We start from the raw sequence: 13,279 nt of genomic DNA on the forward strand, positions 1-13,279 counted from the left end.
ATGCATCAGTCTCAGTTAAAAGGCATAACCAAGCGCTAACACCACTTTATTCTTTTGTTTGGTTTCATCACGGGTATAGCCGCCAAAAATATAATCCAGACTCCATGTTGCGCCTGTATTGCCCAAAGGATGCGATAAACCCAGCGTCGCATGACGGAAAGCAAAATCCGTTTTGGTTACATCGCCAGCTTTGGCCTGATAAGCCAGATACTCGTCGTCATCTCCATAATAATAGGCTGCAACTTGCGCTTTACCTGTAAATCCACCTGCAAGTTTTGGCGCATAGGTCGCCAGGAAATAAGTATCCCCTTTGTTCCCGAAAGTCACATTATTCAATAAAGTCTGCGCGGTAATGCTGAAATCTTTATAGCTCAAACCCAAGATGGTTTCATAACCTGTCGATTCCCAACCTGGATAATAGTAATAAATCGTTCCCCCAATTTGATAGCCAATATCTTCGGTAATTTTGCCTTTATAACCTGCATAAAAGTCGTTTTCAAAGGATTTTTTCTCTTCCTTCACATCAGTAGGCGAAGTATTAAAATCAGCATAGGCGGCGGTTAAAGTCGAAAACCAATAGCCCAAATAGAAGCCACTGTCATGGCTATAATCCAGCCCCCCTTGAACCGCTGGTGTATCGCTCTCTGGTGAGTTGGTCATACCACGTAAATTGTAGCTCGATACCACATTCACATTTCCTGTAACTGTGCCTGGAAATGGTAGTTTTGTTTCTTCAGCCAAACTCAAAGTTGATGTAGCAGTCATTACTCCCAGTACAGCAGCCTTACATGCAAACTTCATCATATTGATCTCCCCCTATTTTTAGATACTCAATTGATTTTTAAGCTTTAAATTGCATCACAAGCTAGTTAGCAATTGCTGTGCCAAATCACAAAATTAAAAAAAGATAAATAAAATCAAACACTAATAAAAATTAACTCAATGTTTTCTCAGTTTTAAAGCAAAATATTTCTAATCATGCAACTGAAATGAGCGACTCCTATCCCTCATAGCGCATAAAAAGCACCTTTTTTAGCCAAGCAAATAATTTTTATTCATTCAAAACCTTAGTTCCCCAACAGCATAAAAAAACAGCAAGCTCAAAAGAAACGATGTTTAATAATGATCTAACAAGATTCGCATGCTGTTCCTTCAATAGTGCGAACAATATAAAAAAATTCTCAGACTGGCTGATATGATGATTAATGAAACCGTCCTGCTGACTTTAGGGTTCTTTGCTTTCAGTGGCGGTCTGATTGATGCGGTAGTTGGCGGTGGTGGTTTAGTACAAATACCTGCCCTACTACATGCTTTGCCACAACACAGTATTGCGACCGTTTTTGGTACAAATAAGTTAGCTGTTTGGGCTGGAACAGCATCTTCTATTTTTAAATTTGTTCATAAAATCAAATTTGTGTGGAAGCTTCTGATTCCCACAATGCTTGCGGCATTTATATTTGCATTTATTGGTGCGATGACCACTGCCTATATTCCTAAACAATTGATGACATATGTCATTTTTTGTTTACTCATCTTGATGGCCATCTATACTTTTTTAAAGAAAGAATTAGGTGCGCGCAGTACCTATGTGAAATGTGGGCATAAAGAAATCTTGCTTGGAATCCTTTTTGGCGGATTGATTGGCTTCTATGATGGTGTTTTTGGGCCTGGTAGCGGAAGTTTTCTACTCTTTCTATTTGTCAAAGTTTTCGGTTTTGATTTCCTCAATGCTTCAGCATCGGCAAAGGTTGTTAACCTTGGGACATTTAGCGCAGCACTTTTATTTTTTATACCCACAGGTCATGTCTTGTGGGAAATCGGATTAACGATCGCCGTCTGTAATATGATGGGTTCTTTAGTGGGTGTTTTTCTGGCATTACGCTACGGTAGCCAATTTATCAGATTATTTTTTCTGATCCTACTCGTTTTTCTCATTATCAGAATGGGATTCTCTATATTCTAAATGGCTATAAAACCAAATTGAATCAAAGATCTAGCAATATTCGACCGAAATCTGTATAAAAAAAGCCAGCAAAGAGGCTGGCTTTTTATTGATTCAAAGAACTTAGAATGCTTTGGTTAAAGTAAACACAGCACCTGTTTCAGTACCACGTTTATAGGGTTGAGCATCCGCATCAATATTTGTTCCTACAGCAGCAAGTTCAGCTGTTAAACCCGACACTGATTTGACGCTATAAGTCACACCGACTTTCCAATCGACATAGTTGTCATCTTCAGCGCCCGTGTCGCTAAAATCATAATTATCTACTTTGGTATAACCCACACTTGCGACACCGCCGAAACCAGTATCAGCGAATGGAATGTTATAAGTCGCATTTACATACCAACCGTTTTCGTCAGTACCTGCAAAATCATTGGTATAGTTCAAAGCACCTAGCAAACTATCGCCAGAAGCAAGAACGTTTTTAAAGCCTAGTTTGGCGTACAGCTCTAACCAGTTAATATCAGATGAACTTGGATAGCCGTAATACCATAAGCCTACATCCAAAGTTGGTTTGCTGGCAAAAGGAAGTTCCGTTGCATAACCGACATATGGATCAAGCTCTAAATGAGTTGGGTTGTCTGCACTGAAATGTACATTTGAAGCCCAAACACCCGCATATAAACCAGATGAATGTGTCAATGCAAAGCCACCTTGTACTGCAGGGTCGCCTTCAGTTTGAGTAATACCACGATAACGATAATCTGTCGTTAAAGCAGCGGTTCCAGAAAAGCTAAGGCCGTATTGAGATAATGTATTTGTTTCTTCCGCCATAGCAAAAGTCGAAGTCACTGCACAAATACTCAACGCGATTGCTTTACATGCAAATTTCATCATATTGATCTCCCCCATGATGGATATTCGACTGATTTATGTTTTAAATTGCATCGAAAAGTAATTAGCAATTGCTGTGCCAACTCTATAAAAACTGCCTTAAATCTCGATTTTGTCCCATAAAAGTGCCGAGCTTCTGTCATCTGTGCCTTGGAATTGATCTTTATCCAAAACAGATCTGTTTTTTTGAACTATTTAGAAGCGTCATAAAAATAAAGGCTATTTATTGCACAAAAAAGAGGCATATCTGCAAAGTAAAAAAGCACCAAAGCGTTTAAAAGATAAGCATTGTGTAGAAAAAGCAGGCAGTGTTCCATAAAAGTGCATCGGCAAAAAACTTAAATTCGCCTGAACATCTGTAACTTTTGGATTGATGAGTCACTGTCATTCGTCGGGATGGTATTTTTTGCAAACCGATACGCTTATTTTTTAAACAAAGAAAAAATAACTCATTCAATAAAAAGAAAAAATAATTCAATAAATCACATATTTTTATAAAATTAAATCAAAAAATATACAGCTTATTTTACAACCAAATTAAATTAAATTAAATATAAAAATCATTATCTTAAATTTAATTTGTCGGTTTTTTAAACGAGAAACAAATCATAAAATTATATAAGTATTTTATTTAATATTAATTAAATTATTTTAATAAAAATCTATCTTTTTTATGCATAACTTATACAATTGGTCAAAATTTCGGTTCTATCCCAAATTTATTTTTTTTAATGAGGCGAGCTATGCCAAAGGCAAATAAACTTACTTTAGCGGTTTTGATTAATGCCGCGTTAATTACCTCAACATATGCAAGCGAACAAAGCGAAGCAAAAGGACTTGTTGAAGATGCCAAAGGGGATATTTTATTCCGTACTGGTTATTTAAATCGTGACAAAAAGAATGGTGTCAAAGACACGAGCTCATATGCTCAAACGGCAATGGTGAAACTGGAAACTGGTTTTACTCAAGGTTTAGTTGGCTTTGGTGCAGGTATCATTGGTGATGGCTCTTTTAAATTAGGCTCGAACAATAATGCTGGTAACGGCATGATCCCCCGCGAACGCTTAAATGGTAAAGACAATACTGGCGATACCTATGATCACTGGGCGCGTGGTGGCGGTTTTGTAAAAGCACGTATCTCGAATACAACCGTAACTTACGGTACACAAGTTTTAGATATCCCTGTCTTAGCCAGCAATACCACGCGTTTGGTTCCTGAATACTTTGAAGGTGTTTTGGCAACTAGCCGTGAAATTGATGGTTTAGAGTTAACTGCGGGTAAATTCACCAAAGACCAATACTCAGATCAGATCAATACCGATGGTCGCCGTTTAGATCGTGCAGTCGTTTGGGGCGCAAAATACAAATTTGATGACAACTTAAATGCCGCTTATTTTGGCTTAGACAGCAAAGATAAGTTGGATCGTCATTATATCAATGTGAACTACAAACAAGCATTAGATAAAAACAGTGGTTTGACTTATGACTTAAGCGCATACCACACCAAGTGGGATGAAAAAGGCAGTACTTATTCAAGTACAACTGATGATTTGTCTAATCGTAAAAATACCATTTGGGCGCTTTCTACAACATATAACACAGGTCCGCACAGCGTGATGTTGGCTTACCAACAAAACAATGGCAATACTGGTTATGACTATGGTGAGAATGCGGATGGTGCACAAAGTATCTATTTGCCAAACTCTTACTTGTCTGACTTCATTGGTAACAGTGAAAAATCTGCGCAGCTTCAGTATAACGTCGATTTTGGTAGCTATGGCGTTCCAGGTTTAAGCTGGACGACTGCTTATGTTTACGGTTGGGACATCAAAGTTAAGAACTTGACTGACAATGCCAAAGAACGTGAATTCTTTAACCAAGTGAAATACACCGTTCAGTCTGGTTTTGCCAAAGATGCAAGCTTACGTTTGCGTCATTCTTACTACCGTGCAAGCGATGAATATCAAACAAATGCCTACATTGGTGATACCAACGAATGGCGTATCTGGCTTGATATCCCTGTGAAATTATTCTAATTCACAGTTGATCAAGCAATAAAAAACTCCATTCATTCGAATGGAGTTTTTTTATGACCAAGCTTTAAAAATTCCAAGCTTGGCTCAGCATTTCAAAGTTACTTTTTAGCCGCTTCGATTGCTTTAAGTACTTCAGCTTTCGCAACGTCAGCACCTTCCCAACCACTGATTTTTACCCACTTACCAGGCTCTAAATCTTTATAGTGAGCAAAGAAATGCTCAACTTGGCTGATCAATAACGGTGGAAGATCTGTATATTCTTGAACATCTTTATACAATGGAGATAATTTTTCGTGTGGAACAGCGATAAGTTTCGCATCAATACCACCATCATCTTCCATTTTTAATTTGCCTACTGGGCGGCAACGAATCACAGAACCAGCAGCAACAGGATGTGGAGTTACAACAAGTACGTCTAATGGGTCACCATCTTCAGACAAAGTATTTGGTACATAACCGTAGTTTGCTGGGTAGAACATTGCTGTACCCATGAAACGGTCTACAAATAACGCATCTGAATCTTTATCGATTTCATATTTGATTGGCGCTGCATTTGCAGGAATTTCGATGATGACATAGATGTCATTAGGTGCGTCTTTACCCGCAGGAATATTGCTATAACTCATATCAACACTCGTTTAATATTGTGAAGTCAGATGTAAATCGGACAGATTATAACGTGAATACAATGAAAATGATGCTAGATATGCAAACAGCTGGAGAATTTTCTATCCAGCAGCGCTTAAGTCATTTTGATGGTAATCACGAACAGTAGAATTGGACAAAGCAGAGAGAAAAACCAAATGATTGAACGCAAAGTTGCCAAATTGGCTAGATAACAGATGCCATAAATCACACGGAATACGATATAAGCCCAACCTAGCGTAAGAATAAAGCGTTCTGGCACGACCATATATTCTGCCATCAAAATCGCAGCAATAAACAAAGGTAAACTTTCAAAGCTATTCTGCTGCACGGCATTGGCTCGTGCAGACAAGCCAGTGGTTTTGGCTAAAAACTCACGCGGGTTTTGATTATCTTTTGCTTGAAAACCACCTTTCGATTTTGCAATCAAGGTAAACACATACGGCAACAAACATGCGACTATAATCATCAATATAATGCCGCTAATACCTTGCATGCTGAGATCCATCATTTGAAGTTCTTCTGATCATGCTATCATAATCTATAATTTATTGAACTTTCATTTGTGCTTGTTCTACAAGCGTTTCTTTTACACCGCGTTTTTGTGTAAAAGTTGTGTTTTTTCATACAGTTTTAAGGTCAAACTATGCAACAGCAAGATCAAAAAGAAATGTTTGATGTTTTGGCACAGCAACGACAACATCAGCTTTTAGTTGATCGTGTCTTGAAAGTCGTGCTCCCAATCATGGCATTTTTACTCAGTGTGATTTGTGCCAATCTGAATTGGCAGTCCACCTTAGGTACATTTGTCATTCTAACAGTTGCCTTTTATGCGGTTGGCATTTACCGTTTGACTCTATGGCACTGGCTCGCAGTGATTGTGCTGTATGCTGTTGGTGATAATTATTTTAGTTTTAATGGTATTGATCCAACGCGTTTACGCTTTCAACTGGCCACCATGGTGGTATTTGTCGGTATTGTTGGTATCGGGCGTCCTTATATTGATCGCTGGCTCATGAAATCAAATAATAGTACTAAATAAATCCAAATAAAAAAGCGCCGCAATTGCGGCGCTTTTCCAGTACCTCCCTTTTTTAAAGGGAGGCTAGGTGGGATTCTTAAGCTGGTTTACGTAAGTCTTTACGTAAGATTTTACCTACGTTTGACTTCGGTAATTCTTCCATAAACTCAACATAACGTGGGCATTTATAACCTGTTAGGTTTTGTTTTGCATAAGCAATGATTTCTTCAGTGGTTAAAGAAGGATCTTTCTTCACGATGAATAATTTCGGCACTTCACCTGATTTTTCATCTGGAACACCAATCGCAGCCACTTCCAATACTTTTGGATGTTTCGCAATCACTTCTTCAATTTCACTTGGATAAACGTTAAAACCAGATACCAAGATCATGTCTTTTTTACGGTCAACGATCTTCACATAACCACGTGCATCCATTACACCGATGTCACCAGTACGGAAGAAATTGTCAGCGGTCATCACTTTGGCAGTTTCATCTGCACGATTCCAGTAGCCTTTCATGACTTGAGGACCACGGATTGAAATCTCACCTTGTTCACCAAGCGCCACTTCTTTACCGTCATCATCCAAAATTGCAACTTCTGTTAATGGCAATGGAATACCAATCGTGCCACTGAATTCAGTTGTTGCAGGTGGATTCGCAGTTGCAACAGGCGAAGTTTCAGATAAACCATAACCTTCGATAATGGTTGTACCTGTGATCTTTTTCCATGCTGCCGCAGTTGAAGGCAATACCGCCATACCACCGCCCATCGCCATCTTCAGATTGCTATGGTCAAGTTGTTTGAATTCTTCGTTATTCACTAAAGCATTAAACAATGTGTTTACTGCTGGGAAGAATGAAGGTTGGTATTTACGTAATTCGCCAACCACTGCTGGCAAGTCACGTGGATTTGGAATCAAGATATTGGCTTGACCTTTGTACATACCGTAAAGCGCACACACCATGAATGCAAAGATGTGATAAAGCGGCAATGCACAAACAATGCGATCGCCTTTCGCACTGTCAGAAGCACCAAATTTACTTGAGAAAATTGCTTCACACTGAAGTAAGTTTGCAACAAGGTTACGATGCGTCAATTCAGCACCTTTAGAAACACCCGTTGTACCACCCGTGTATTGGAGTACCGCAGTATCACTTAAGGTTAAGCTTGGGCGCTTATAGTTGCTCGGATTGGCTTTGTTTAATGCCGCATTAAATTTAGTATGACCTGGGATGTTCCACGCTGGAATTTGCTTACGTACTTTACGTAAAACAAAGTTGACCAATGTACCCTTTAATGTACCCAACATGTCACCTACAGAAGCCACCACAACATGCTTCACAGGTGTTTTACCAATAATGCTTTGATAAACGCTGGCAAAGTTTTCAATGATTACCAACACTTCAGCACCAGAGTCATTCAATTGATGCTCAAGCTCACGCGCTGTATACAGTGGATTCACGTTTACAAGCACTAAACCTGCACGGAATACACCTAAAGCAACCACAGGGTATTGGAAAACGTTCGGCATCATGACCGCAACACGTGATCCTTTAGCTAAACCTAAGCTTTGTAAATAAGCAGCAAATTTACGGCTAGCGACTTCTAATTCATTAAACGTTAAAACTTTATCCATGAAGATAAAGGCATCACGTGAACCAAATTTTTGGAAATTGCGTTCAAAAATATCAACAAGTGAGGTGTTTTCAGCAGGCAGTTCAACTGTTTCTGGAATTCCTGTCTTTTGGTATTCAGCAAACCAAATCTTTTCCATAATGCCATTATCTCCGAGTGGTAATCCTTAAAAATGTAACAACGTTACGTCCATGACAAAACATTTTTTTTAACTTTTTGAATTGCCCTGTCAATCTATTCAAACAATATGAATACATTGTCATATATAACGTATTTGTATCACAGAATACTAGCCTTATCTCTGAATGAAGAGTCTATTTGCTTTTTGATATCCGCGTGGTAAAAGTTGCCCCTTTGTTGCTCTTTTTCCTAGATATTTTTGGAGATCGTCCCCTTTCAGTTTTAGATGCTGTTGTCCTGCAGCGACTTGGATTATTTCATCTAAACTCAGGGTTGTCATGGATAAAATTTGCTCTTTTTCATCAAGTTGTATCAACTTGTTACCTTTACCTTTATTCAGAACAGGAAGTTCTGCTAAATCAATAATCAGTAAACGTCCTGATGAACTGAGGATCGCAACATGGCTTGCTTGCTGAATTGGTAGCAATGGTAAAGCCGTTCCCTGATCTGCAACCGTCAAGAACGCCTTACCAGCTTTGGCATTGGTATCCAATTGTGCAGCTTGGGTTTTAAAACCATAACCTTTAGAACTGACCGCAAGTAATTCACTATTATCGTCATCAATAAAGACTTGGATAAATGAAACCCCACTGGCTGGAGATAGTTTTGAACTGAGCGGTTCTCCTAAGCCACGCGCCGAAGGTAAGCTGCTAATTGGCAAGGCATAACTACGCCCTGTTTCATCCAAGAAGTACACCCGCTGATTGGTTTTACCCACAGCATGACTTAAATATTGGTCCCCCGCTCGGAAGTTGAGATTAGCGGCATCTACTTCCGCACCTTTGGCAGCACGGACCCAACCTGCTTCCGACAACACCACAGTCACCGCTTCGGCTGGCATTAAATCTTGTTCTTTAATCTGTACCGCATCTGCACGGGCAACGATTGGTGAACGGCGATCATCACCAAATTTTTTCGCGTCTTCTTTTAACTCACCGATAATCAGATTTTTCAATGATTCTGGATTTGCCAATTGCTCACGAATAATGGCCGCTTTGGCTTCCAGTTCTTCTTGCTCACGGCGAATTTCCATTTCTTCAAGTTTGGCTAAATGGCGGAGCTTGAGTTCTAAAATGGCTTCAGCTTGAATTTCATCAATACCAAAATGCTGCATCAATACAGGTTTTGGCTGGTCTTCTTCACGAATAATCCGAATCACGGTATCAATATCCAAGTAGGCAATTAAAAGACCTGCCAAGATATGTAAACGCTTTTCAATTTTGGTTAAATGGTATTGCAAACGACGCGTCACCGTTTGCTTACGAATCTCAATCCACTCTAGAAGAATACGGCGAATCGATTTCACCTGTGGTCGACCGTCGGCTCCTATCATGTTCAGATTGACACGATAGCTAGATTCTAAATCCGTGGTTGCAAATAAGTGACTCATCACCGTTTCTGCATCGACACGGTTAGAACGCAGTACAATCACCAAACGCGTTGGATTGCGATGATCAGACTCATCTCGAATATCAGCAACCAAAGGCAACTTCTTGGCAATCATTTGATCAGCAATTTGAGTCACAACTTTTGAACCAGAAACCTGATACGGCAATTCGCTAATCACGATTTCATTTTTCTCGACCGTATACACCGCACGAACACGATAACTACCACGGCCTGTGGTTTGAATTTTCAGTAATTCTTCTGGCGGAGTAATAATCTCGGCTTTGGTCGGTAAATCTGGTGCAGGAATATATTCTGCTAATTTTTCATCGGTGGTTTCAGGATTACGAATCAGCGCAATCGTACCTTTCACCACTTCACGCAAGTTATGTGGCGGGATATCGGTTGCCATCCCCACCGCAATCCCCGTGGTACCGTTCAATAAAATATTGGGAATACGTGCAGGTAAGGTGATGGGCTCTTTCATCGAACCATCAAAGTTATCCTGCCATTCGCTGGTGCCCTGTCCGAGTTCGCTCAGTAATAACTCACTATAAGCCGAAAGTTTAGCTTCGGTATAACGCATGGCCGCAAATGATTTTGGATCATCAGGTGAACCCCAGTTGCCCTGACCTTCCACCAATGGGTAACGATAGCTAAATGGCTGTGCCATCAATACCATCGCTTCATAACAGGCTGAGTCACCATGTGGATGGTATTTACCGAGTACGTCACCGACGGTACGCGCCGATTTTTTCGGTTTACCGGTCGACTTTAAGCCCAACTCGCTCATCGCATAGACAATACGGCGCTGTACAGGCTTTAAACCATCACTGATATGGGGCAATGCACGATCCATAATCACGTACATGGCATAGTTCAAGTAAGCCTGTTCAGTGAATTCGGCTACGGAACGGTTTTCTGTTGCATGATGTGCAAGGCTGGTCATTTCAGCGAGTCATCCAAAATCATTTATTATCGTCAATGCTTTGTATGCTATGTGGATGCAGGCGTTGTGACAAGCCCTTGTTGTTGTTTAAACGTCAAATGGTGTCTTGTTGGTTAAGGCATAACTTCTTTTCTAGACATTCTGTAGTTCCACTCATACGCCACCTTTGTATATAAAAAGTAAAAAATATTAACAAAGCCATGAACCCCAACTATTATTAAGAATAATTTAATTAATTTTTATATTAAATTTAAAAATAAGAACAGGAATCAAAAAATGAGAGCATTTGGAGTTAATGGATCAACGACAAATCATGGTGGTTTTGTACAAGCAACACAACAAAGGAGTTCCTTCAATGGACAATTATTTTTAAGGGCTGGGGATGGCTTTTTTTGTCCACGTTGCAAATGCTGGTCAACCTTATTAAAAAGTAATGACCATGTCATCTTTGATGGTATCGCGGTTGCCTTCGTAGGTGATTTATTTTCCTGTGGCGCTTCTTTACAACCCAAACAAAGTCATGTCATTGGTGATGCAGGCGGCGCACCATGCCCATCAGCATTTCGAGCAGAATCCTCACAACGCTACTCTGGTCAATTTCAACTCATCAATGAAGATGATCAACAACCACTTGCCAATGTGAAATATGTCATTGAACTTGCAAGTGGTGAAAAAATCCAAGGGACAACCGATGCTTCAGGCCATACGCATAAATTAAATGAAAAAGAACAAGCTGAAGGAATCAGCATAAGAATAGAAGAATCTGATGATCATGGTTACTAAAAACGAATATCGCACAACAACCAAACAAAATGCTCAGGTTGAACAGATCAAAATGAATTTGCCTGTTCGTCTAGTTCTATATGGTGGTGCAAAATCTTTAGCTGACAATGGGGCTTTTTTCCATGCATCTAAGAATGTAGCTTCCGATTATAAAAATGATCTACCAGTCAAAAAATTTCAAATAAGTAATGGAGCAAAGACAATAGTTTCAGCAATAGCCAGCCAGTTGACCAATACAATCCAATCTTTGGATATTTTCTGTCACGGAGACCCCGATGGTATCTACTTTATCATTGGCTCATCTTTGGAGAAGAATGTTGAAAATACCGTCAAAAATCAACTTGCTTCAAACCTATATATTTCAAAGTTTCAAGCCATATACAAAGGCTTTGATAGGAAAGAAAATAAAATAAAAAATCAATATGCAATTTCGGATTTAAACCTAAAAGCTTTTACTAATGAGTCCAAAGTTGAGATACATGGGTGTAATACAGGTTCTGGCGAAAATTGCTTTGCCTCAGAGTTTTCTAAGCAGCTCTATAATGCAGGTAAATTAAAAAGTGTTGTAATTGGTCATGCATCCAAAGCAAATCCAAACATTGATGGTACAACCTCTATTAAAGAACAAGATTATCGGCATGGTATTCGAATAATTTTCCATAATGGAAAAGCCATTAAAAAAGTGACAAGTTCAGGTAGAATATCTGCTGATATTATAAGATTAGCTTTAGGAAACTAATTTATGGAAAATATAGACCATTGGATTAATATTTATAGTATATTTTTTTCTATCTCCATTCTTTCAGTTGCATTTAACCTCTCACTTTGGGTTAAAGATGTTGTTAATCGAATTTTATTAACAATTACATTGACAGGAGTCATACGTTTTGCTTTGAATTGGTTTATCTTTCCTGAAGCTTCTGTAGGATATACTCAACAACAAGAAATGGCATCTTTTATCTACCTTGGTTTCGATAAAAATTTATTTTCTGGTGCTCTCCCATTCTTTCTTTCTATCTTTGCTTTAGTTGCTTTAATTTATAGAATCCTACCTAGACACAAAAAAGCTTTAGGTGAATAAATGGAAGATTATAACTATTGGATAACTGTTTACGCTGCCGTCTTTACTATACTCATTGCTTCCTTAAGTGTTAACTCTCTTTTTTTCATAAAAGATAAAGTGAATAAAATTCTATTCTTCTTCGTTTTTTCTGGTCTATATTCTTTTATTTTAACTTACATTTTTCAAAAAGCCTATATTGATTACACCCAGCAAGAACTTCTATCTAAATTCATTTACACTGGATACAAAAAAAAATTTTTTACGGGTCCATATATAGCATTTTCTCAATTGCAATTTTAATAATAATTATATTAAGAAACTTTTTAACAAAGAATACTACATTGAATTTTAAAAAAAGAAATAGGTAAGAAAATGGAAGGTTATAATTATTGGATAACTGTTTATGCTGTCATCTTTACGATACTCATTGCTTCCTTAAGTTTGAACTCTATTTTTCTCATAAAAGATAAAGTGAATAAAATTCTATCCTTTTTTGTTTTCTCTGGTTTATACGCCTTAATTATAAGTTATTTTTTTGAAAAAGCTTCTATTGGCTATACTCAGCAAGAACTATTACCAATGTTTATCTATAAGGGTTATAAATCACATCTTTTTTATGGAGGAATATACTTTTTATTTTCAGTAGTTATATTTATTATGGCGAATTCAAACATGAGGTGCGACAGTTTCAAAAGCCATATGATAATCAACAAGCTGAGCAAATTTCTCTAATGGTGTAAGC

At 38.5% G+C, this 13,279-nt stretch carries 12 protein-coding genes; 6 read left to right on the forward strand and 6 right to left on the reverse strand.

Going from position 1 to position 13,279, the window contains the following annotated elements:
* Window positions 1-15: 15 nt before the first annotated feature.
* Window positions 16-804: a TorF family putative porin gene (locus tag MN869_RS19360; RefSeq protein ID WP_243309134.1), complete on the reverse strand. Its 789-nt coding sequence runs from the start codon at window positions 802-804 to the stop codon at window positions 16-18.
* 394 nt (window positions 805-1,198) lie between these two features.
* Here MN869_RS19360 and MN869_RS19365 point away from each other — a divergent pair, with 394 nt between their 5' ends.
* The gene (locus MN869_RS19365; RefSeq protein WP_243309157.1) at window positions 1,199-1,963 is read left to right on the forward strand and encodes a TSUP family transporter; all 765 of its coding nucleotides are present in this window, start codon (window positions 1,199-1,201) and stop codon (window positions 1,961-1,963) included.
* A 102-nt stretch (window positions 1,964-2,065) separates the two neighbouring features.
* Here MN869_RS19365 and MN869_RS19370 read toward each other — a convergent pair whose 3' ends face one another.
* Complete coding sequence (locus tag MN869_RS19370) at window positions 2,066-2,839, reverse strand: TorF family putative porin (RefSeq protein ID WP_171550333.1); 774 nt, start codon at window positions 2,837-2,839, stop codon at window positions 2,066-2,068.
* Between the two features lie 740 nt (window positions 2,840-3,579).
* Between MN869_RS19370 and MN869_RS19375 the strand changes: the two genes are divergently transcribed.
* Window positions 3,580-4,872 (forward strand): OprD family outer membrane porin, encoded by a 1,293-nt coding sequence (locus MN869_RS19375; protein ID WP_243309136.1) that lies wholly within the window; start codon window positions 3,580-3,582, stop codon window positions 4,870-4,872.
* Window positions 4,873-4,970: 98 nt separating this feature from the next.
* Here MN869_RS19375 and ppa read toward each other — a convergent pair whose 3' ends face one another.
* Together ppa and MN869_RS19385 are read right to left on the reverse strand one after the other, a co-directional pair.
* Window positions 4,971-5,498, reverse strand: coding sequence for an inorganic diphosphatase (gene ppa / locus MN869_RS19380; RefSeq protein WP_004656389.1), 528 nt, complete (start codon window positions 5,496-5,498; stop codon window positions 4,971-4,973).
* Window positions 5,499-5,614: 116 nt separating this feature from the next.
* A complete protein-coding gene (locus MN869_RS19385) occupies window positions 5,615-6,013 on the reverse strand; it encodes an MAPEG family protein (protein WP_004802081.1) in 399 nt (132 codons plus the stop codon).
* 150 nt (window positions 6,014-6,163) lie between these two features.
* On the opposite strand from MN869_RS19385, the gene MN869_RS19390 reads away from it, so the two are divergent.
* Window positions 6,164-6,559, forward strand: a complete 396-nt coding sequence (locus MN869_RS19390; RefSeq protein WP_243309139.1) for a hypothetical protein — start codon at window positions 6,164-6,166, stop codon at window positions 6,557-6,559.
* Between the two features lie 76 nt (window positions 6,560-6,635).
* On the opposite strand, the gene MN869_RS19395 is transcribed toward MN869_RS19390, so the two are convergent.
* Both MN869_RS19395 and parC read right to left on the reverse strand, forming a co-directional pair.
* Window positions 6,636-8,315: a long-chain-fatty-acid--CoA ligase gene (locus MN869_RS19395; protein ID WP_005291193.1), complete on the reverse strand. Its 1,680-nt coding sequence runs from the start codon at window positions 8,313-8,315 to the stop codon at window positions 6,636-6,638.
* A gap of 156 nt (window positions 8,316-8,471) precedes the next feature.
* Complete coding sequence (parC, locus tag MN869_RS19400; RefSeq protein ID WP_171551640.1) at window positions 8,472-10,691, reverse strand: DNA topoisomerase IV subunit A; 2,220 nt, start codon at window positions 10,689-10,691, stop codon at window positions 8,472-8,474.
* Window positions 10,692-10,967: 276 nt separating this feature from the next.
* On the opposite strand from parC, the gene MN869_RS19405 reads away from it, so the two are divergent.
* From MN869_RS19405 to MN869_RS19415, 3 genes are read left to right on the forward strand one after another with little or no spacing between them, the layout of a single operon-like run.
* A complete protein-coding gene (locus MN869_RS19405) occupies window positions 10,968-11,474 on the forward strand; it encodes a PAAR domain-containing protein (RefSeq protein WP_243309141.1) in 507 nt (168 codons plus the stop codon).
* Window positions 11,458-12,213: a hypothetical protein gene (locus MN869_RS19410; RefSeq protein ID WP_243309143.1), complete on the forward strand. Its 756-nt coding sequence runs from the start codon at window positions 11,458-11,460 to the stop codon at window positions 12,211-12,213. Before MN869_RS19405 ends, MN869_RS19410 begins: the two co-directional genes overlap by 17 nt.
* Before the next feature lie 3 nt (window positions 12,214-12,216).
* Window positions 12,217-12,555, forward strand: coding sequence for a hypothetical protein (locus MN869_RS19415; protein ID WP_243309147.1), 339 nt, complete (start codon window positions 12,217-12,219; stop codon window positions 12,553-12,555).
* Window positions 12,556-13,279 lie beyond the last annotated feature (724 nt).

Origin of the sequence: Acinetobacter sp. NIPH1876 (assembly GCF_022808535.1) — a bacterium.
In the GTDB taxonomy this organism is placed as follows: domain Bacteria; phylum Pseudomonadota; class Gammaproteobacteria; order Pseudomonadales; family Moraxellaceae; genus Acinetobacter; species Acinetobacter higginsii.